General features: G+C 50.5%; 22 protein-coding genes. 5 read left to right on the top strand and 17 right to left on the bottom strand.

All coding sequences use genetic code 11. The annotated features are described in order from the left end of the window. Positions 1 to 6 precede the first annotated feature (6 nt). From NLML1_RS01095 to NLML1_RS01085, 3 genes are all read right to left on the bottom strand, one after another. A complete protein-coding gene (locus tag NLML1_RS01095) occupies positions 7 to 1,296 on the bottom strand; it encodes an ABC transporter permease (protein ID WP_285441725.1) in 1,290 nt (429 codons plus the stop codon). A 72-nt stretch (positions 1,297 to 1,368) separates the two neighbouring features. Continuing rightward, positions 1,369 to 2,322: a CNNM domain-containing protein gene (locus tag NLML1_RS01090; protein WP_285441724.1), complete on the bottom strand. Its 954-nt coding sequence runs from the start codon at positions 2,320 to 2,322 to the stop codon at positions 1,369 to 1,371. Between the two features lie 5 nt (positions 2,323 to 2,327). Beyond that, complete coding sequence (locus NLML1_RS01085; RefSeq protein ID WP_285441723.1) at positions 2,328 to 4,067, bottom strand: DUF2207 domain-containing protein; 1,740 nt, start codon at positions 4,065 to 4,067, stop codon at positions 2,328 to 2,330. 284 nt (positions 4,068 to 4,351) lie between these two features. Here NLML1_RS01085 and NLML1_RS01080 point away from each other — a divergent pair, with 284 nt between their 5' ends. After that, a complete protein-coding gene (locus NLML1_RS01080) occupies positions 4,352 to 4,738 on the top strand; it encodes a hypothetical protein (RefSeq protein ID WP_285441722.1) in 387 nt (128 codons plus the stop codon). Positions 4,739 to 4,763: 25 nt separating this feature from the next. Here NLML1_RS01080 and greA read toward each other — a convergent pair whose 3' ends face one another. From greA to frr, 7 genes are all read right to left on the bottom strand, one after another. Continuing rightward, on the bottom strand, positions 4,764 to 5,219 hold the full coding sequence (gene greA / locus NLML1_RS01075) for a transcription elongation factor GreA (protein ID WP_285441721.1): 456 nt from the start codon (positions 5,217 to 5,219) through the stop codon (positions 4,764 to 4,766). Positions 5,220 to 5,393: 174 nt separating this feature from the next. Continuing rightward, positions 5,394 to 6,638 carry an aminoacyl--tRNA ligase-related protein gene (locus NLML1_RS01070; protein ID WP_285441720.1) on the bottom strand — a complete coding sequence of 415 codons (1,245 nt, stop codon included), beginning with the start codon at positions 6,636 to 6,638 and terminating at the stop codon, positions 5,394 to 5,396. 7 nt (positions 6,639 to 6,645) lie between these two features. Next, complete coding sequence (locus NLML1_RS01065; RefSeq protein WP_285441719.1) at positions 6,646 to 7,479, bottom strand: CPBP family intramembrane glutamic endopeptidase; 834 nt, start codon at positions 7,477 to 7,479, stop codon at positions 6,646 to 6,648. A 3-nt stretch (positions 7,480 to 7,482) separates the two neighbouring features. Beyond that, complete coding sequence (locus tag NLML1_RS01060) at positions 7,483 to 8,649, bottom strand: M50 family metallopeptidase (RefSeq protein WP_285441718.1); 1,167 nt, start codon at positions 8,647 to 8,649, stop codon at positions 7,483 to 7,485. A gap of 2 nt (positions 8,650 to 8,651) precedes the next feature. After that, positions 8,652 to 9,347, bottom strand: a complete 696-nt coding sequence (gene uppS, locus NLML1_RS01055) for a polyprenyl diphosphate synthase (protein ID WP_285441717.1) — start codon at positions 9,345 to 9,347, stop codon at positions 8,652 to 8,654. Continuing rightward, on the bottom strand, positions 9,340 to 9,756 hold the full coding sequence (locus NLML1_RS01050; RefSeq protein ID WP_285441716.1) for a hypothetical protein: 417 nt from the start codon (positions 9,754 to 9,756) through the stop codon (positions 9,340 to 9,342). Before NLML1_RS01050 ends, uppS begins: the two co-directional genes overlap by 8 nt. Continuing rightward, positions 9,756 to 10,310: a ribosome recycling factor gene (frr, locus tag NLML1_RS01045; RefSeq protein ID WP_285441715.1), complete on the bottom strand. Its 555-nt coding sequence runs from the start codon at positions 10,308 to 10,310 to the stop codon at positions 9,756 to 9,758. Before frr ends, NLML1_RS01050 begins: the two co-directional genes overlap by 1 nt. 121 nt (positions 10,311 to 10,431) lie before the next feature. On the opposite strand from frr, the gene NLML1_RS01040 reads away from it, so the two are divergent. After that, on the top strand, positions 10,432 to 11,085 hold the full coding sequence (locus tag NLML1_RS01040) for a hypothetical protein (protein WP_285441714.1): 654 nt from the start codon (positions 10,432 to 10,434) through the stop codon (positions 11,083 to 11,085). A 14-nt stretch (positions 11,086 to 11,099) separates the two neighbouring features. Next, positions 11,100 to 12,155 (top strand): DNA replication/repair protein RecF, encoded by a 1,056-nt coding sequence (gene recF, locus NLML1_RS01035; protein WP_285441713.1) that lies wholly within the window; start codon positions 11,100 to 11,102, stop codon positions 12,153 to 12,155. 54 nt (positions 12,156 to 12,209) lie between these two features. Here the strand turns inward: recF and NLML1_RS01030 are convergent, their stop codons facing one another. The 5 genes from NLML1_RS01030 to NLML1_RS01010 form a co-directional block, all read right to left on the bottom strand. Continuing rightward, a complete protein-coding gene (locus NLML1_RS01030) occupies positions 12,210 to 12,572 on the bottom strand; it encodes a DUF5663 domain-containing protein (protein WP_162454018.1) in 363 nt (120 codons plus the stop codon). Positions 12,573 to 12,656: 84 nt separating this feature from the next. After that, positions 12,657 to 14,057, bottom strand: a complete 1,401-nt coding sequence (locus NLML1_RS01025; RefSeq protein WP_285441712.1) for a hypothetical protein — start codon at positions 14,055 to 14,057, stop codon at positions 12,657 to 12,659. Between the two features lie 170 nt (positions 14,058 to 14,227). Further along, complete coding sequence (tsf, locus tag NLML1_RS01020) at positions 14,228 to 14,824, bottom strand: translation elongation factor Ts (RefSeq protein WP_285441711.1); 597 nt, start codon at positions 14,822 to 14,824, stop codon at positions 14,228 to 14,230. 1 nt (position 14,825) lies between these two features. Then, positions 14,826 to 15,554: a 30S ribosomal protein S2 gene (gene rpsB / locus NLML1_RS01015; RefSeq protein ID WP_285441710.1), complete on the bottom strand. Its 729-nt coding sequence runs from the start codon at positions 15,552 to 15,554 to the stop codon at positions 14,826 to 14,828. A gap of 108 nt (positions 15,555 to 15,662) precedes the next feature. After that, positions 15,663 to 16,379 carry a hypothetical protein gene (locus NLML1_RS01010; RefSeq protein ID WP_285441709.1) on the bottom strand — a complete coding sequence of 239 codons (717 nt, stop codon included), beginning with the start codon at positions 16,377 to 16,379 and terminating at the stop codon, positions 15,663 to 15,665. Between the two features lie 204 nt (positions 16,380 to 16,583). Here NLML1_RS01010 and NLML1_RS04425 point away from each other — a divergent pair, with 204 nt between their 5' ends. Next, positions 16,584 to 16,967, top strand: a complete 384-nt coding sequence (locus NLML1_RS04425) for a type B 50S ribosomal protein L31 (RefSeq protein ID WP_311135438.1) — start codon at positions 16,584 to 16,586, stop codon at positions 16,965 to 16,967. 84 nt (positions 16,968 to 17,051) lie between these two features. Here the strand turns inward: NLML1_RS04425 and NLML1_RS01000 are convergent, their stop codons facing one another. Beyond that, positions 17,052 to 17,822 (bottom strand): hypothetical protein, encoded by a 771-nt coding sequence (locus NLML1_RS01000; RefSeq protein ID WP_285441708.1) that lies wholly within the window; start codon positions 17,820 to 17,822, stop codon positions 17,052 to 17,054. Between the two features lie 156 nt (positions 17,823 to 17,978). Here NLML1_RS01000 and prfA point away from each other — a divergent pair, with 156 nt between their 5' ends. Then, complete coding sequence (prfA, locus tag NLML1_RS00995) at positions 17,979 to 19,049, top strand: peptide chain release factor 1 (protein WP_285441707.1); 1,071 nt, start codon at positions 17,979 to 17,981, stop codon at positions 19,047 to 19,049. A 19-nt stretch (positions 19,050 to 19,068) separates the two neighbouring features. Here prfA and NLML1_RS00990 read toward each other — a convergent pair whose 3' ends face one another. Then, positions 19,069 to 19,629: a hypothetical protein gene (locus NLML1_RS00990; protein ID WP_285441706.1), complete on the bottom strand. Its 561-nt coding sequence runs from the start codon at positions 19,627 to 19,629 to the stop codon at positions 19,069 to 19,071. Between the last annotated feature and the right edge of the window lie 90 nt (positions 19,630 to 19,719).

Genomic DNA, 19,719 nt, shown 5'->3' with positions numbered 1-19,719 from the left:
TCTCTCCTATTCCGTCCTTAATGCCTCAATTGGGTCTAATTTTGTTGCTTTGCGGCTTGGCAGCCAGCCAGAAATTACCGCCATCACCACTAGTCCAAAGACCAGTAGCCCGATTTGCAGCGGATCAATTACTAGCAAATTAGTCCCGGCACCTAATCTTAAGACACTGGTAATTACTGGGTTTAATAGCGTCACCAAGCTTGCCAGCCCAACGCCAATCAGTCCGCCTAACAAGCCAACCCACGCTGCCTCATAACGGAACAACTTACCAATATCACGACCACGCATCCCCAGCGCCTTCATTAAACCAATTTGGCTGGTACGCTCCAGCACCGAAATATACATAGTGTTAATAATCCCGAACACACTGGCCAGCAATGCTAATCCACCAAATGACGCCAGTGCCGCTTGAGCCACATTGACCATTGTCAGCAACGTTTTTCGAATATCCTGAATCGAATACGCACTGTAATCTTTATTGATTTCGTCTTTCACGGTATCAACATTTTTCTCATCATCCACCATAGCAATCGCCGTTGAATACTGATGCGGTTGACTCTTGTCGTGGCTGAATTCATAAATAGCCTTGGCATCAGCCGTCGAAATCCTCAGCATTGGTTCATAAAACAAAATGGTGTCTGATTTTTTGTCCACCGCCGCGATCTTGAATGATACCTCTTTGGCGACATTGCCGCCCTGCGCTGCGCTACGCACACCCAAGGTTATCGTCTGGCCAATTGCCGACTGCGCATCCTTAAAGCCTAACTGCTTCACATAATCATTCGGGATGATAATCTCGCCCGGTTTTGGCATAAAATCCTCCAGGGTTCCTGCTGCCAATTCCGCCCGAGTCCTATCCATTTTAACACCCACCGTCAGTGCAAATTTTTTATCACTCGCTGAACTTTTAGCATACGCCACGCCATCAGTCGAATACGCCGGCGTTACCGTTTTTACGTGCGGTGTTCGTCGGATCTTTTCCAAATCCTTGTCGTTGAGCAAATATTTGCTGCGCGCCGCCGATGCTTTATTTTTGTCAGCTTCTTCTGCCGAATTGCCATATTCTGGTAATTTATCTTTCTTATCTGCTTCAATCTTTTTATTGACCATAATTACTTTTTTATCGCCAGCCGCGTCAACGATACTATTGGTGTACAGTCGACCACCCTCACCAGCCATCAGTGCCAAGCCAATCGTAAACGCCCCGACAGAAATCGCCAACGACGTCAAAATCGTCCGACCTTTTGACTGGCGAAGATTCCGTCCCGCCCGCTTGATAATGTCAACTCTTCTCATGCTATGCTCCTTGTATTTTCATTATACATAGTACTATGTTATACAAGGTACTATAAAAAGTCAAGCTATTTACTATTTCTCGTCGTATTCATCCTCAATTTCCTGGTCCAAGATCTCCTCAATCACGTCCTCCAGCGTGATAATGCCTAGCTCAGTTTCATCATCCATCACCACAAACAAATGATTGCGGGTTTGGATAAATCGGCTGAGCACCGTGTCCAGCCGCGACCGCGCGTCAATGTCATGGATCTTATCACGGTACAACTGGCTAATCGGTAGCGGCAGCTCACGCCCCACCACATCCTTGACGTATAAAATCCCTACCAGCCGCCCATCAGCCCGCACCGGGATCCGCGAATGTCCAGCGTGTTTAATCTGCGCTAGTAGCGTTGCGTCCAGCTCATCATCCAGATCCACGGTAAATACCTCATCCATCGGCGTTACCAAATCGCCCGCTGTCTTTTTGCTAAACTGCAGCGCACCCGCCGCGATCCGACTCTCGTCATAATCAACCGGACTGTCAGACCGCGCGGCATGCTCGTGAATAATTTGCTCCAGCTCCTGATGTGAATACAGCTGTGGCGTTTCCTTGCCCAGCCAGCGATTGAGTAGCTTGGACATCGGCCGGGCCAACGGCCAAAATACCACATAAATCACGTCCAGCAGCCAAAAGAAATGCCGTACAAAACGATAACCGCGCTGCGTAAAAATCGCTTGCGGCAAAATCTCGCCAAACATAGTGATCAGCAGCGTGGCGATCAACCCGCCAATCACGCCGTTCGTCATATTGCCCAGCAAAATTGACATCGCCGTATTCACCCCAACATTACCCAGCAAGATGCAAAATATCAGATAATAGCCATCTTTGCGGTAGCGATAGACCCGTGCAGCAATCGCATCACCCTGCCTGGCCTTGCGCCGCAAATCATCGGGTCGCGCCATCATTAATCCAATATTAAGACCTGAAAACGATCCCGACAGCACTAACAGCACCGCCGCCAATACTAGCAATACAACATCAGGCATAGTGATTACCAGCCGCCGCCTCCACCGCCGCCTCCACCGCCTCCAGCAAAGCCGCCACCAGTTGAGCCACCCGTCGAGGATTCAAAGGAACTGACGCTTACGGCCGTACTCGACAAACTACTCATTCCTGCCGAAAATGCCGCCGCATTAAACGCGCCTTGGCCGCTGTACCAATCCGGTTGCTCGCCGACCTGCTCATAGTACTTACCCAGCTGCGCACTCCACTCTTTTTCCTGCCCAAACAACACCGCGTACGGCAGTACCCGCTCGTACAATTTCACCAGCTGTTTCTCATCAGCCGCGTCAACCTTTACTTTTTCCGCGCCCTCTGGACTCTGCAGCATCTGCAAACGCTCGACCTCAGCCACGCCAATATACCTTTTCAGGCCCGCCAGATACCGCCTGAGCGCCAGACCCTTGTCGGTCAGCACCTTACCAAACGACAGATAAAACACCGTCCCCGCCAGCACCAAGAGCACCGGCGACAACAACAGCACCGCAAAAATACTGATAATTATCGCGTACCGTCGAAATCGTCGGGTATGCTGCGGCTCGCGCGCTTGCAAACCATAGTCGTCAATGAGCCGCCCTTTCATTTGCTTTGCGCTGTAGCGTACTCGCGCTGCGTATGGCGCATTGTTACGCAGCGTTTTTAGATTTAACCGCTTACCAACTTTCGGCGAGGAGCCAAATATATTCCTCAGCATTTCTTGCTCCTCGGCCAGGAGTTTACCCGGAGCTTGTATCACTTTCACTTCGTACTCAGCTGTTCGCCATGTCGTACGCGGCTTCACCTCGATAACCTGAATGTAGTGGCGCACCGCCAGGTCTATCATTTGTGCCGCCATCACCGACCCCTTGACCATATGAAACGGCTGCACCAGCTTGGCTGACGTCGTCACGCTCGTACCTCGCGGTGGCAAATACTCCGGCGGAATTGGCTCCAGTTCTTTACGGCGACCAATCGACCGATAATAAGCCACGATGATCACCCCCACCAATATCAGCGCCACCGCCAGCAACACCAATTGTAATTTCGCCCACCAATCAATCAGCTGTTCCATGAATGACATCTGATATGCCACAAATGTCCCCGGTGCAAATCCGACCGCGATCGTCACGCCCGCCTGATTTGGCAGTGCGCGGGCCGTCGCCGTCAACGTATCGCCCTGTTCACGTACCTCGCAGCGCTGATTACTACCAAACCGACCCTGATAACACTGGAGGTTCGTTCGTTTAGCAGCCACCAGCTCGGGACTTAGCTTGAGCGTCACCGATGCTGACTGAATTGGCACCTGCCAGTTAGTGCCGATCGCATCCCAATAAAACTCCTGTTTACCCGTATCGTGATATAATTTCGTCACGTCCCGTTGTGTATAGGTAATGACATAGGTCTTTTTGCCCTTGACGTAGGTGTCTTTGTTGCCAATTCTCAGCTCATCATTATGCCACCTATACTCCAGCGGCGCACCCCGCTCATCCGTCACTGACTCCAGCGTAAAGTGAGTCGGATGCCCATTATACTTCTTGACAAACACTGGTGCAATGCCATGGTTCTGTCGTGGCGGAAAATCCGCAGTAATGGTCAATTTGGTACGCAGTGTCGAACGCTGTTCACTATCGCGCCCCAGTTCCATGTCGACAGTATAATTACTAATCGTAAAATTATTTGTCGCCTGTGCCGTTGACCCGAACCCGACCAACAGCACCATCACCGCGACCATCCCAAAGAAAAACCGCTTCATACGTTAATTATATCACTTATTGCCGATGCGCTTTTTAATAATATTATCGCCAATGGCCTTGCAAAGATGAAGCATTTATTGGATAATGGAGAACGATGCTCAAAACTGGTATGGATACGCTGCTAACAAAAGATAAAACCCCGACGCCGTCCTCATGGGAAATGAGCTTGCCCGATCACTGTGACGATCCAAATCAAGCAAAGGGGCTCTACCATGACGCCCGCTCGTGGGTAGCAGAACTAAGAGGCAGAACAGAGCCCCCAGCCTATCCACTCCGTACACTAATGAATGTGGTCAATGTGGCTGATTTACTCCGTGATAAACACCCATGGCGTGCTCGCAGACTTGAGAATAGACTCAAAAGACTGGCGCGTCACCCCGACAGACTTTCTAGAGATATACCAAGAAGTCTCGGTCGAGTCGTCTTAGCAATCAATAGGTTTTACCATCCAAAAACCAGTACTACACCAGCAGAAACAATCATGAAGCAGTTTAACCAGCAGAACTTGCCAGTACGAGATGACATCATTCTCAAACAGTTATCTGGAAGTGGGTCTCAGCGACTTACATTAGAAGAAGTACGACAGCAGGCGCGTCAAGCTGTAGAAACCAAGCTAGGCCCCAAGATAATTCAAGCCATCTATCACCAACCAACAGACATTGACAAGTAGCAGATCCTTCGATTGTCCCACCTAGCTACCGCAGTGCCACGACCGTATATGCCAACTCGCCTTTTGGCGTGCTGATCGTTACCGTATCACCAACCGCCTTGCCCATCAGCGCCTGGCCGATCGGCGACTCATTCGAGACCTTCCCTTCTAGCGGATCCGCCTCGACCGGCCCAACGACGGTATAAACCACTGTCTTGCCATTGGCCTCCAGTTCCACCGTACTACCCAGTGTCACTGTTGAGCTGCTGCCAGCCTGAATGATACTCGCATTCTGCAAAATTGTTTCAATCTCAGTGATACGCGTTTCTAGCAGCCCTTGGGCCTCACGCGCCGCATCGTACTCTGCATTCTCGCTCAAATCACCAAAATCCCGCGCCGCCGCGATTTTATCAGCGATCTCGCCGCGCCGACTTTTCAGCTCCTCCAGCTCTCGTTCTAGCTCACGCTGGCCACTCTCGGTAATCTGATATACCTTATTCATGTTACTCTCCTCACTCCATATATAGCGTCTACAAAAACAAAAAGTGCTATATATAGCGCTTATCCATATGGTTATTTAAGTCTCTACGAGTATAGCAATCACCCCAAACCATGTCAATACATGACGGAGCCCCTGGTGCAATCTGGCCTCCGTCGCACATATCAGACAATGTGATCACCCGCGCTCCAAACAAAACCCGAGCAGCTGCTGATAATCCAACTTCTTTGTCTCGCCAGTCGCCCGCTCAGTTAACTCGAACAATCCATCGCCGTCAATTGCCCGCTCACCAATCGTAATCCGCCACGGCAGTCCCATCAGCTCCGCATCGGCAAACTTGACGCCCGGCCGCTCAGCCCGATCGTCCAGTAGCACCTCTATGCTCTTTTCTGCCAACTCGGTATATAATGTACTCGCTAGCTCCTGACCCTTGTCACCAATCGCCACCACATGAACCTTGAACGGAGCAACATTTTCCGGCCAGACCAGCCCCTTATCATCCGACATTTTTTCGGCAATCACGCCCATCACCCGCGTGATACCAATGCCGTAGCTTGCAAGGTAAATCGGATACTGCTTGCCATCTTCACCGGTGTACATGATACCCATCTGCTCAGCTTTTTCGGTACCAAATTTAAAGATATTACCGACCTCGGCGCTGACAACCGGGCGTAGATCCTCTCTACTGACTCCCAGCTCCTTGGTAGCATCATCCAACACTTCTTCGTTAACAGCTACCGTCTGGTCAGCATTGACGTACAGTGTATCCTCACCCGCTTCACATATCGTCTGAAACTCGTGACTAAACTTAGTGAACGCCCCGCCACCAGCAAACGTCACAAATGTACTGTCACCAATACCAAACCGTGCATAACAGCGCTTATACGCCTCGATAACCCGCTCATAATACTGATCCATGTCCTCCTGTGTGGCGTGCAGACTGTACATATCCTTCATGACAAATTCGCGGCCACGCATAATACCGCTCTTTGATCGGAGTTCATTGCGCAGCTTGGTCTGAAACTGATACACGCTGACCGGTAGATCCTTATAGCTTTTGACATATTGCTGCATCATTTCCATGATCGCTTCTTCATGACTCCATGCCAACCCCAGCTCAGTATCGTCTTGCAAGCGAGTTTTAAACCACACATCGACCACCTCATCACTCCAGCGACCAGTCGCCTCCCAAGTCTCGCGGCGCTGCAAATTCGTCATGATCAGCTCTTGGCCACCAATCGCATTCATTTCCTCGCGGACAATTTGTTTGAGGTTTTCCAGCACACGCAGCCCTAGTGGCGTGTACGCATACACACCCGCCATCACCTTATACACAAATCCCGCCCGGATGAGGAGCTGGGCATTTTTCGAGACTTCGTCCGCTGGTGCGGTCTTGGCTGTCTTGGTAAATAGTTGACTCATTCGCATTTTACATTCCTCCGATGAACGGCAGCAGCGCCGACTTTAGTTGCTCTAAAAGGTTTGGATTAACGTACAGCGCATAAAAGGCAATGCTGTTTTTCGCGATATGCATCAAAACTGGCACCCAGATCGCGCCGGTATACTCCCGCGCTAGGCTCATCACGATACTCAGCACAAAGGTGTCTGCCGCGACCGCCCACTGTAGTGACCCGCTACCTCCCCACAAATGCGCCGCCCCAAACGTCAGGCTGGTGATCAAAACCGCCATCCAAACTGGTGCCGTCCGCCGTAATTTACCATACAAATAACCGCGAAATAGTAGCTCCTCCGCCACTGGCGCCAACACTGCTATCGTCATAAATGCCGCGATATATTGCCACTGAGTACCAAGCATCGACTGCGAGAATGGCAGTGCCTGCGGCTGATGAATATCAATTGCTATCAGTTTAGTCACCACTGTTAAAAACACCGCTGAACAAATCGTGTATACAATAAAGGCTGCCGGTGTAATCACCACGTCCCACCACGACGGCCAATCGGTCACCCCCATTTCTTTCAGCGTCGTTCGGCGGCGACGGACATAAAACGGCAGACTCACCACCAAGATCACCGCTAGTACGTACACAACGACCGAGCCCGTCGCGTTTAGCAGCACCTCATTCACCGAACCAAGCGGCACACCAACACGGCTAAGCACCCACACCAGACCAAGCACGACCAGCTGCGCCATCCAGAACGCCGCATACGTCCACACTGGCAGCACGATGAGTAACCACCAATTATGTTTATTCAACCGCCCCTTTGTCGACTGGGTTTTTTCACTTCTCGCCCGTTTTCTCATGTTTTATCCCCTTAATACTTTCGCAATATCACTCCATGTCACTAAAACCGTCAGTGCCATTAGCACCAGAAAGCCGATGCCCTGAATCGTTTCCTCACGCTCTTTGGTCAATTTTTTCTTAAATAATTTAAAGCCTGCCATCGTAAACCACCGCCCGCCGTCCAGTGCCGGAATTGGCAGTACATTCATCACCGCTAGCGTCAACGAGATGATCGCCGCCAGTAGTAAAATTTGCGTCAAGCCAGAACTCAGCACTGACGGAAACAGCACACCCAGGATGCCAACCGGACCGGCCACACTTTCACCAACCGCCGCCAGATCAGCCTTGGCCGCCTGGCGAGATTCTGGTGAGCCAACTAATTGCCCGATCGTCCCGTTGATCGTTTTTATGAGGATCGAGCCAACGCCCGCCACCGTCTCATACGTCAATTGCCCCGTAGTCACCACTGCTGCGATTGGCGCCGACCAGGTACTGTGAATCGTTTCCGTCTGTTGCGGGCCGACGCCGAGATAGCCGCCATTCTTTGCTTGCTCAGCAGTTTGCAATTTGACCTGCTTGGTGAACATCTGACCGCTGCGCACCAGCTCAATCGTCACCTCACGACCAGCCTGCGCCTTCGTGGCTGCCAACAGCTCCGCCGGTGTTGTCACGCTGCGATCGCCGATCTTTCGCACCTCATCGCCACGCTGAAGGCCAACTTTCTCCGCTGGCGAACCTGGCGTCACTCGCGCCACCGTCAGCGCTGAACGCTCCACCCGTGAATCAAACGGCAGCACCGCTTGCTGTGGTAAAATTTTTGGCATCCCCACCAGCGCCAATATCATGAATAACAGGGCAGCCGTCAGCCAATTCATCATCACGCCGGCTAGCAAAATCTTGGTCTTTACCCAAAAAGTAGCGCCGCCATACGTTCCCGCGCCTTCGGCAGAATCGTATTCGCCCTTCAGTTTGACGAACCCGCCGAGCGGCAGCCAGTTTAGACTAAACACCACATTCTTGCCGAGAAAGCTCGTTTTAGGCCGCCATTTTTTTGCAGCTGGCGGAAAGCCGATACCAAATTCTTCAACCACCACACCGTTACGCCGCGCCACGATCGCGTGACCCAATTCGTGCACCACCACCAGCAAAACCAGTATGATCAGCCCAACCAAAATTCCAATGAACACCATTATTACCCTCCAAAGCGCCGATTACGTTTTTTGTACTCCTCCAGAATGAACTCCACATCTTTTATCGTCATGTCCGGCCAGTTTTTCTCGATGAACATTAGCTCACTGTATGCCGCCCGCCACAGCATGAAATTACTCAATCGCTGTTCGCCGCTTGTTCGCACGATGAGGTCACATGGCGGCACTTCCGGTGCATACAAGTTCTGAGCGATCAGTTCTGGCGTCACGTCTTCGGCTGTCACGCCCGACTGAACAATTTTTTTAACTGCGTCGGCAATTTCTAAATGTCCGCCGTAGTTAAGACACAAAAGCAGCTCGCCGCCCGTCAAATTCCGCGTTCGCTCCTCGGCGCGCTCAATCGCTTTTCGTAAGGTCTCTGACAGCCCCTCGCGTGAGCCAATCACCCGCATCCGCACATTATGCTCCAAAAATATTGGCACGTCTGACTCCAGCACCTTGAGCAGCAGACCCATCAAATGCCCGACCTCCTCCTCGGAGCGCTTCCAATTTTCTGTACTGAACACATACGCACTCGCATACTTGACGCCACGGCGCAACGTCTCCAGTAGCACATCCTTCAGGCTGTTGTATCCCGCCAAGTGCCCCTCATAAGCCGGCAGCCCGTGCTGCTTCGCCCAGCGACGATTACCGTCAACGATAAAACCAACGTGCCTCGGCAATTCTGTTTTTTCACTCATGTTTCGCCCTCCACTCATCAATCAACCTCACATCCTGGATATCTTTTTCGCGCCCGCGCCAGTTTTTCCAGCGCCGCAGAAAATCTAGATTAACAAACTTCACACCGTCATATTCCACCGCGTAGTACAGCAGCTCGCCATACTCAACAATTCGCCCATCAATCTCCCAGCCATCCCAGATCTCGACCGATCCATCATACTTCACCAAATACTGGCGTTGATTTTTATCAAGCTTTTCGACCCAGCCATCGCTACGAGCGATTTCTTCTAACGCCTCTCGATTAGTCGCCACGTCAATATCGGCAGACTGGCGGATTCCTAATTGATCCAAAATACCGCTGCCAATGATAATAACCTGATCCAGTGGCAACCCTAACTCTTTCACGCGCTCAGCAAACGTCTGATTCATCAAACCGTTAACACATCCTTTTCTTTAGCTTTAAACGCCTCGTCAATTTGCACCTGCACCTTACTCATCAGCGCGTCAATCTCTTTCTCAACTCGCTTATAATCATCCTCGCCGAGCTCTTTGGCATCCTTCATCCGCTTGGCATCCTTCAGCGCGTCCTGGCGAATCGTCCGCATAGCGATCCGCGCTTCTTCGACCTTTTCGCTAACTTGCTTGACTAATTGCTTGCGGCGCTCCTCGGTCAGCGCTGGCACCGGCACGCGCACCACCCGGCCGTCATCAGACGGATTAAAGCCCAAACTCTGGTTGTCGCGAATCGCTGCCGAAATTGCCGTAATATTACTCGGATCAAACGGCGTCACCAGTAGCATCTGCGCCTCCGGTGCTGTCACATTTGCCACCTGATTGAGCGGCATCCGCGCCCCGTACGCCTCCACCATCACGCCATCCAGCATCCCAGCATGCGCCCGGCCTGTCCGTACCTTTTTCAGCTCATCCTGAAAATGACTAAACGCCTGCGCCATTTTATCCTCATATGGTTGTGTGTCAAACATATTTCCTCCCGTTATCTGTCATCCATTATAACAGACTAGTGGCAAGGTTGTCTGCTTGACTTATCCAAACATTCATGCTAAAATCAAAACGTTAACGTATAACTAAACAGAAACTTAGAAGATGGCCTACGATATTGAGCGACTAAAGCGAACTGATGAGACGAAAGAGCCGCCGCTTAACCCTGAGGAAATTGCAGCACGCAACAGTGGCTATAATGCAGACCTTTACGGTAATCTCCCGGATGGTATCAACGAGCCTACTGGCGACGTGAAAACACCAGGCGACCAAGACGAGAGTAATCAATTCTTTGATGAGGCTACCGTGATCGCCGCTGAAAACAACGACACTCTTGATGCCGACAAAGAACGCTCCGACGGCTTCAAGACCGTAAAAGTTAGATACGAGGGACAGGAATTCACCGTCCGCCGCGCGGAAGTCTGGTATATGGAGGAGCACCCAGAAACACCACGAGCAACCATCGAATTTCCGCCAGTACCTATTGATTACCTGGGCGTCACCGGCACTCACCATGTCGAGCTCATCGAGAGCGCGCCCGACACATGGGAATGTGTCATCGAAAACGATATTACTAGTGGTAGCGAGCAAGACCTACCGCCCGAATATAGAAACATGCAACGTCCACTTTCGCTGCATGAAACCCACATCAAACACAGCATTCTCTCTCATCCAGAACTCATCAATCCAGAGGATCAAAAAAATCTCCGACGGGTAGCCGATCCCTATGCGGAACTAACCCCGCCAGAAGCCGCGTGATATAATTATCATCAGTGATAACACACATTAAGCTATATCATTTTCGCTCCTATGGCCTCTATGAGACGACACTGGCGCCAGGTGGCACCGTCATCGTTGGACCAAACGGCACCGGCAAGACAAACTTGCTCGAAGCGATATACGTCGCCCTCCGCGGCAGCAGCTTTCGTGGCAGCCTTGCTGATTGCATGCAGCACGACCAAACGCAAACCATCATCCACCTCGAAACCGACAATGCCTCTCGGCGCCTCCAGCTGCTCCGCACAGCCGACGGCACGATAAATAAAGAGTTCACGATTAACGATAGTCGCAGCAAGCTCCTCCCCCGCAAACATCGCCTGCCGGTCGTTCTGTTTGAACCGAGCGAGCTACGACTCATCTCTTCCTCGCCATCGCGGCGGCGGGATTTTCTGGACGGTATATTATCTCGGCTGGATGCTCAATACGAAGCCACGCTCCGTGCCTTTCATCGAACCTTGCTGCAGCGCAATGAACTACTCAAACACCCCCGCGAGACGACCCAAAACTGGCGTGATCATCTCTTTGCCTGGGATATTAAGTTCGTCCAGTTAGCGACCCACATTGCCCAAGCCCGTGCCACATTCCTAGCTAAACACGAGGCGGCGCTGAGTAGTTTATATGCAGCGCTGGCGGGACACGAAACAGCTTTTGCAGCCACCTATCAAGCCAGTACATCGCTTGATCGATACGAACAAGCACTTCTCGACCGCCTACAGCGTGCTCGCGACTATGAGATCGCTACAGGCCATACTTCGGCCGGCCCACACCGCGAGGATTTTACGATTTTCCTCCACAGCCAGCCGGCCATCAAAGTCGCCTCGCGCGGCGAAATGCGCACCATTATGCTGGCTTTCAAGCTGCTCGAGCTGGAACTGCAAACGAAAATCAGTCAATCACGGCCGCTCATCCTCCTGGATGATGTGTTTTCTGAACTAGATGCCACTCGCGAAAAGCTCCTCCAAGAGACCATCCAACATCATCAATTCATCGTCACCACCACTGACGCCCGCCACCAGAGGGATGATTGTTTGATAGTCTCAACGCGCTAAAATCCCGCCATTTTGGCGGGATGTATTATGCTAAGCTAAGCGTGACGATATTATTCACTCTCGCTCGGCTTCAGGTTTTGGTTGTTGAATTGCATCAATGTCATCGGCGACTTCGCCAAGTACAATCATAGTATTATCTTCAACTATTTGCTCGTAATCCGGTACTCGTGTACGCAACCACTCACTAATCTGATCGCCCGGTGCACCATTATCCTGCATTGTGATTAATTCTTCCAGCTGTTCACCTGTTAGAGACTCTACAGCCTCCTCGCCAATCCGCTCATTAATCGTATCTTGCACGTGAACAGCCAACTCTTGCAATTGCTGTTCTGGCAGATTAATACCCATCTCTCGTAGCCGACCGACCGTAATCAACGCTTCATCAAGATTAACCTGTGGTGTATTGTCGTTATTCATAAACTATCCTTTTTTATTTTATTAGTTATCTCAACCGTCGTATCAATTTCCTCAACAAGTTGCCTACTATTTATCTCGTTAGGATTAGACTCTATCACCTACATTAGAATTCGGGTTTTGCATCTCCTGTGTGAACGCTATATGACCTGCAACCGCTGCCCTGCCGAACCGTCGGGTGAAGTCACCTGTTGCCGTGAGCGTTTCTTTTGTCTTACGCCCCATGAAAGCAAACGGACGTGATAGGTAGCTACCGATATCCCGCAGTCGCTGCGCTGCGATAGTACGCATCTCACCGATTCGCTCGGTCGCACGACCAGCCACCTCATCTAATCGATCAGCGGCAGCACTAACCCGTTCACCAACAGACTCAAAACCATCATCAACCGCTCCCTTCACGGCGGCCCACTTTTCCCGGCGCGCCGCGCGGCGTGCCGCCTTCCTTTCTTTGGCAGCCGTTATGCGCTCACCTCGCTGCTCATTTATCTCACGAATCTTATCAAGAGCCTCTTGGCGCTGACTCTCAAGACCTTGCCGTTTCATCTCAAGCTCTTGCAAGCTAAGCTTGAGCATCTCGACTTGACCGCTGGCGACTCGCCATGCACTTTCTGCTATGCTTTCTGCTAACGCCAGTTGTTTATTTTCGAGAGAACCAACTGGGTGTCTACTGCTCTCGTACGCCTCACGTGCCGCCGTGAGCCGTTCAAATGCGCTCGCCAGTTCGCCACTCGACATTGCTTCAATCTCTGCTTTCGTTTCAGCGATTTCTGTATCAGCACCCCTCTGCTTACCTTCTACGGCTACAATCTCTTCTCTGAGTCCAGCCCTTTTTCGCAAATCCTCAACTTCAGCTTTTCTGTCATTCCTGGCTGCCTTGCGGCGTTCGCCTGCCGCCTCTTTGCGCTTCCGAGTTCGCTCCTGACGCTCCTGCCTTTTTGTAGCCAACTCATTTTCACGGTTCTTGCGAACCTCCTCGCGTTGCTGACGGCGTTCAGCACGACGCTCCTTAGCACTCTGAGCAGCCTGATCGATAGTCTCTTTTAGACTCTTCCCAGTCTCAGCTGCCTTATTGAATACTTCACCAATCTTTCTCTTTGCCGCTCCGCCATGATTTGATAGTTTTTCTCCTAAGCCCTTCAGGCCACCAACAATTCGTTTTGTCAAAGCCTCTCGACGACCACCTGGTGTTTGCTCAAACGGATCAACCCATCCTTGAGTCTTACTCTCTGGTAACACAGCAGCGCTCCAGTCGTCCGTTTCCCCTGAATGAGATACATTACTATCGATAATCTGTCGGCGGATCTCTTTATACCCAGGAATTTCTGCAAACTTTCGATTATTTTTATCGGTGGTCGTCTCAATAGCCATCACCCCATTACGGCCATCCTGTTTAGGAGTAATAGAGTCTGCCCCTTTTTCAGAGAGGCTCCCCCACCCATCAATCATGTGGCCAATGTGGGGTGTTTTTTCAGGGCTCATTTTATGCATACAGACCTCATATTCTTCATATGTTTTAATATCACTGTAGTTAATCCTGTGCTTTATACTATCACAGATTTAATATATCGTCAACACATAAAATCTTAACACCCTTACGGATCAATATGCTAGCACCAGGGGTCTAGCTAGATATGAACGACACCCGAATAAGCTCAGAGCTACTCGCTCACGCCCAGCTCAATTCGCCTGAACTGGCGCACCACGATGTTCTCGCCCAGTTTAGCGATCGCCTCCTTGACGTGCTGCTCAACTGTCTTAGAGTCATCCAAGATATACGTCTGGCTCAGCAACACTTGCTCAATAAAATGCTTCTTTAACTGACCATCGACAATTTTTTCGCGCATTTCTTCAGGCTTGCTTGCTAGCGCCTCGCTAGCCATTAGCTCTGTCCTAACCCGCTCCATTTCCTCAGCCGGAATATCCGCCTCAGAAACATACTTCGGACTCATAGCTGCAATTTGCATAGCAATTTCGTGCGCCAACGTCTTAAAATCATCCAGCCGCGCCACAAAGTCGGTTTCACAGTTCACCTCAACCACCACGCCAATTCGGCCCGAGTGCACATAGCTCTCAATCAGGCCTTCACGCGCCTCGCGGTCGCCCTTTTTCTCGGCCTTGGTTAGGCCTTTTTTACGCATCGCCTCCAGCGCCTTGTCAAAATCGCCATCAGTCTCGACCAGCGCCTTCTTTGCATCAGTCAAGCCCACGCCAGTCAATTCGCGCAGTTTTTTAATGTCGTCAACTGAAACTCCCATCCTATTTCTCCTCTTTTTTCACTGGTTTTTCTTCAGCCTTCACGCTACCCGCGCCCTCGGCTACCGCTGCCGTGAAGTAGTCAAGCAGCTGCTGGATGCTCTTGATCGCATCATCATTGCCCGGGATGACATAGTCGATGCCCGTTGGATTGACATTGGTATCAACCACGGCAAATACTGGGATGCCCAGGGCTTCCGCCTCGCGCACTGCGTTTGCATCGGTCAGTGCGTCAACCACGACCACTGCGCCTGGCTTGCCCATCAAGTTCTTAATACCGCCGTACTTGAAATTCAGGTTGTCAATTTCCTCCTGGAAACGCTGCACCTCTAGCTTGTTGTAGCGCTTCTCCAGATCGCCCGACGCCATCCGCTTCTCGAGGTTCTTCAGTTTCTTGATCTGCTGAGCGATTGTTGCGCCGTTGGTCAGCATACCGCCGATCCAGCGCTCAACCACGTACGGCTGATTGATGCTCTCGGCCGCCTGGCGCACCACGTCCTTAGCTTGCTTTTTCGTACCGACGAACAGTACCTTCTTACCGCTAGCGGCGATTTTTGTCAGCTCCGGCAGCGCCTTCTCTAGCGCCTCAGCTGTCTTTGCCAAATCAATGATATGGCTATCCTGGCGTTTTGAATGGATGTATGGCGCCATCTTTGGGTGCCAGCGACTGGTTTTGTGCCCGAAATGAACACCAGCTTCAAACAAAGCTTTCATGTCTACTGTTACAGACATTAGATTACTCCTTTTTCCTCGCCCGCCGCTTTTGGAGCTGCGACGGGCTGTGTCGTTATATTTAGTTACCTCGTCATTTTAACACGAGTCGACACCAAAAGCAATCCGTTACTGAACAGAGCGAGACGCCATGAACTTATCTAACTCCTGCTCAAGCTCGAAGACCTCATCGCTTGAAGAAGAGAGCTTTTGAACAATAGGTCGATCCTGCCCCGGTTTCACAACCTGCATCTCGACAGATTGACCATTCTCCTCTGTTGGATCCTTACGGCGCAGCTCTGACTGAACGACATCACCACTTGTTTGACCAATCTCAAAATAGTTAATTGCGTCGCCATCCACAAAAGCACCAAATACACAGTTCTCACCCCACGCTAAGTCCTTTGCAGTTATACCTGGCGCCGGCTCCTTAATAAGGTTTCCCGCTACTTTAAACAATAAGATCGAACCAACCTTTGACCCATCTCTCCCAACAGAACCAGGTCCGTAGGCATCAAGCGCTACAACTGAAGTATTTACTTCCATTGGCACGACAAGAGAGTTGTCGACGATACGTTCGTGGGGATTAAACAGCTTTACCTTCACAGTATCGCAAGAACCAGAAGCTAAGTTCACCTCAAAAACCCTTCCAAGTGCCCAGCTAAGGCGCGACAATGCGTTCTTAGATAGAAAACCTATAGTATTTGCCTCATTACGGTCGGGGCGATCTAGTATTGCACCAACAGCCTGCGCCCTTTCTTTTTCCTCATTGCGCCGAAACGCTTCCTCTGCCAACTGGTTGAGATTATGCCTACCCCAAATATTTGGCTGTCTTCCCTTATCCATGTCGTGTAACTCCTTGGTTTTTAGCTATCGGAGTCAACTATACTCTCTATCTCTTGATTTGTCAAGTACATTACAATGTTTTTGATGATTTACAAGCATAATTGTTGAGCGGCCCTTGCCGAACGGCGAGTATAGCTCCAGTATGCAGCTGCACTAGTGGTGATATTTGCAATACCCATACTTTTTTGCTAAAATACCAAGGTTATGAAAAGCAGTATTCACCCACAGAACTATCGCCCGGTCGTATTTAGCGACGATCAAGCGGGCTTCGCGTTCTTGACTCAGTCAACAGCGCAAACCACGGACACCATCGTTTGGGAAGATGGCAAAACTTATCCGCTCGTCAAGGTGCACATCTCCAGCGCCTCACACCCATTCTTCACCGGCGAAGAAAAGATCATCGACACCGAAGGTCGTGTTGACCGGTTTAAGGCACGCCAAGCAGCCGCCCAGGCTCGCAAGACAGCCCTAGCCAACAAAGCCAAGAAAGCTGCCGCCAAAAAAGCCACCAAGGCGGCAGATGACACAGACGACACAAAGAAGAAAGCGGCTACACCTAAGGCAAAAACTAAGAAGGTTAAGAAATAGCCCCAACTTATCAATATTTTTGACATTAACGTAATAGCTCCGTCGAGGCGGAGCTATTACGATGAGACTACATTGAATTTTACACTAACCCTTACTAGGTGCTTCGGGTTTGGTATCAAAATGCTCCATCATGCACTCGAGTCTCCGTAGATACGCCAGCTCTCCCACATCCCTCCGATACAACGTACCTGGTTGCCGCACGCCATTTTCATCAGTATCAACACATTCGACAGTACCATCGGGCAAAATCCATCGTATCTTACCGTCAGTTTTTATCACCTCATAATCACCGGTATACCTGCGACCATTCTTTTCCCTTTTTAGGTGATTTGTGAGTTCAACTTCCTTTATCAAGCCCGTCGTAGGATCATAAGCGGTTGAGGTGCGAACGCGCCGAGCATCATGATCCGTACCCCCAACGCTACGCTCCTCAACCATACCGATAATCGGTCCACCGTTGGGTCCCCTAGCAATAAAATCACCGTAACACGAAACCTGATTCACTGTCATCTCTTCAGCTAGAGACGGAAGGTCGTACATCATTGGTAGCCACTTCTCTGTCGAGGTACCACCCTCCTTGTCTGACATGTACTCACCGGCCTTTTCAAACATCTTAGCAATGAATTCAGGAGACCCCACCTTTGTCTCCGGGAGACCTGAGCCATTTTTTAGTTCTGCTATGCGCGGCTCGTCAAGGGCTAAACTCGCTAACTTCCTTTCTGTCTGCCGGCGTGCATGTTCAGCATTTTCTTCTTGTGCCATCTCCCAGGCCTTCTCGACATTACGCACCCGCCCAAAGTTTGTCCCGAAGGTTTCATTGATCATACGTCGTGCTGATTGAAATAATTTGCCCATACTTTTTATTTTCCTTATCTTTGCTACTGCAATATATGATGCACTAATGGTCTACATATTACTCTATTTTCTTTTGTTTGTCAAGTATCCCTACGCCATTATCAGTATTTTACTAGTAGGCCCGCTGTCCCCCACCAATATGCTATAATAATCCATATGACAAAAATCTCTCTTGACCTCGAGGCGTTGAAGGCGGAGCGGGCGACGCTGGGTGATTTTTTGGCGCGTCCCGACGCGTATGGCTCGCCGGATTTCACGAGTAAAAATAAGCGGTTCTCGGAGCTAGAGACGCTTATTATCAAGGGCGACGAGCGAGTGGCATTAGAGCAAAATCTGCGTGACGCCAAAGAATTAGCGAATGACGGCGGCGAATTGGCAGAATTAGCAAAAGCCGAAATCACTGAAACTGAAGCGCGGCTGTCAGAGCTGGAAGGAGAATTATTCATCCTACTGACGCCAAAAGATCCAAACGACGAGAAAAACATCATCATAGAGATCCGTGCTGGCGCTGGTGGCGACGAAGCATCGCTGTTTGCGGCGGAACTGTACCGCATGTACCTACGCTGGTGCGAAGCCAATGGCTACAAAACTGAGCTCATCAGCGAATCCGCCAACGACTCCGGCGGCTATAAAGAAGTTATTTTCATGGTCAAGGGCGACGCGCCATACGCCAAATTGAAATTTGAAGGCGGCGTCCACCGCGTCCAGCGCGTCCCAGTCACCGAAAGCCAAGGCCGCGTCCACACCTCCACCGTCACCGTAGCGGTGCTGCCAGAAGCCGAGGAAGCCGACGTTGAAATTAATCCAAGCGACCTGCGCGTTGACATCTACCGCTCCAGCGGCAATGGCGGCCAAAGCGTCAATACTACCGACTCGGCAGTGCGCATCACTCACCTACCAACTGGTATCGTCGTCACTAACCAAGATGAAAAATCACAGATCAAGAACCGCGAAAAAGCCATGAGCGTGCTGCGTTCGCGCTTGCTGCAGATGAAAATTGATGAGGAAAATGCCAAATTAAGTGCCGAACGACGCTCACTCGTTGGTACTGGTGACCGCTCAGAGAAGATTCGCACCTACAACTTCCCGCAAGACCGCATCACCGACCACCGCGTCCACTACAGCCGCAGCAATATCCCCGCGGCGATGAACGGGGATATTGACGACTTGATTGAGCAATTGCAGCGATATGAGCGGGAGTTGAAGGCGCAGAATGCCGAAAAATAGTATCAGCTACCTAGTAGTATTATACCCCTAGCGCAGTCGAGCCAAGTTTACTATTCCGTCGCTGCTTTTCAATTTTGTGTTTTATTGTCTCAAATGGACTTTCGCCTTCTATGGTATCACGACGACCCATATCATATTTATACTCCGCCGAAATGGATTTTAGCGTCATACCGCCACGAGCATACCCCGGAATTACTGTAATATCCTCACCAATCACGAACTCCCGTCCGTGTATATCATTGCCTACTGGTACCAGTATCGCCGTCTCGTCTCGGGTATTGTTGCGTGTATACACATCATACGCGACCATGTGATCATAGTGTCGTGCAGTCACAACCTCATCTGGTGTAACATAAGACTCAACCCTAACGCCATCATCACGAATAGCCTCAAAACAAAGCATACCACGACTTAACATAGGATCTCTAAAGTATTTATCATCAGTGCCGATAGTCACTCTATCACCCGGCTCATCGTGAACTAATACGCTAGCACCGCTTTCATAGGTGACGATACGTGGCTCACGCTCTTCATCCATATGTTCTAATGTCGCCGGTGATGAAATCCTATTTCTATCCACAACTTATTCCTTTTTACTTGATTATGCTTAGTGTGCTTCTTATATTACTCTCTCTCTTGATTTGTCAATACTTTTTACAACTTTATAGCT

The sequence above is a fragment of the Candidatus Nanosynbacter lyticus genome (assembly GCF_030253515.1).
Lineage (GTDB): Bacteria > Patescibacteriota > Saccharimonadia > Saccharimonadales > Saccharimonadaceae > Nanosynbacter > Nanosynbacter lyticus_A.
Note: the sequence above shows the minus strand (reverse complement) of the source record. Positions and strands in the feature narration are given on the sequence as shown.

Bases quoted from the DNA above. Each gene is read 5' to 3' on its own strand.
- NLML1_RS01095 (WP_285441725.1), bottom strand. From the start codon at position 1,296: ATGAGAAGAGTTGACATTATCAAGCGGGCGGGACGGAATCTTCGCCAG.
- NLML1_RS01090 (WP_285441724.1), bottom strand. From the start codon at position 2,322: ATGCCTGATGTTGTATTGCTAGTATTGGCGGCGGTGCTGTTAGTGCTG.
- NLML1_RS01085 (WP_285441723.1), bottom strand. From the start codon at position 4,067: ATGAAGCGGTTTTTCTTTGGGATGGTCGCGGTGATGGTGCTGTTGGTC.
- NLML1_RS01080 (WP_285441722.1), top strand. From the start codon at position 4,352: ATGAATGTGGTCAATGTGGCTGATTTACTCCGTGATAAACACCCATGG.
- greA (WP_285441721.1), bottom strand. From the start codon at position 5,219: ATGAATAAGGTATATCAGATTACCGAGAGTGGCCAGCGTGAGCTAGAA.
- NLML1_RS01070 (WP_285441720.1), bottom strand. From the start codon at position 6,638: ATGAGTCAACTATTTACCAAGACAGCCAAGACCGCACCAGCGGACGAA.
- NLML1_RS01065 (WP_285441719.1), bottom strand. From the start codon at position 7,479: ATGAGAAAACGGGCGAGAAGTGAAAAAACCCAGTCGACAAAGGGGCGG.
- NLML1_RS01060 (WP_285441718.1), bottom strand. From the start codon at position 8,649: ATGGTGTTCATTGGAATTTTGGTTGGGCTGATCATACTGGTTTTGCTG.
- uppS (WP_285441717.1), bottom strand. From the start codon at position 9,347: ATGAGTGAAAAAACAGAATTGCCGAGGCACGTTGGTTTTATCGTTGAC.
- NLML1_RS01050 (WP_285441716.1), bottom strand. From the start codon at position 9,756: ATGAATCAGACGTTTGCTGAGCGCGTGAAAGAGTTAGGGTTGCCACTG.
- frr (WP_285441715.1), bottom strand. From the start codon at position 10,310: ATGTTTGACACACAACCATATGAGGATAAAATGGCGCAGGCGTTTAGT.
- NLML1_RS01040 (WP_285441714.1), top strand. From the start codon at position 10,432: ATGGCCTACGATATTGAGCGACTAAAGCGAACTGATGAGACGAAAGAG.
- NLML1_RS01030 (WP_162454018.1), bottom strand. From the start codon at position 12,572: ATGAATAACGACAATACACCACAGGTTAATCTTGATGAAGCGTTGATT.
- NLML1_RS01025 (WP_285441712.1), bottom strand. From the start codon at position 14,057: ATGCATAAAATGAGCCCTGAAAAAACACCCCACATTGGCCACATGATT.
- tsf (WP_285441711.1), bottom strand. From the start codon at position 14,824: ATGGGAGTTTCAGTTGACGACATTAAAAAACTGCGCGAATTGACTGGC.
- rpsB (WP_285441710.1), bottom strand. From the start codon at position 15,554: ATGTCTGTAACAGTAGACATGAAAGCTTTGTTTGAAGCTGGTGTTCAT.
- NLML1_RS01010 (WP_285441709.1), bottom strand. From the start codon at position 16,379: ATGGATAAGGGAAGACAGCCAAATATTTGGGGTAGGCATAATCTCAAC.
- NLML1_RS04425 (WP_311135438.1), top strand. From the start codon at position 16,584: ATGAAAAGCAGTATTCACCCACAGAACTATCGCCCGGTCGTATTTAGC.
- NLML1_RS01000 (WP_285441708.1), bottom strand. From the start codon at position 17,822: ATGGGCAAATTATTTCAATCAGCACGACGTATGATCAATGAAACCTTC.
- prfA (WP_285441707.1), top strand. From the start codon at position 17,979: ATGACAAAAATCTCTCTTGACCTCGAGGCGTTGAAGGCGGAGCGGGCG.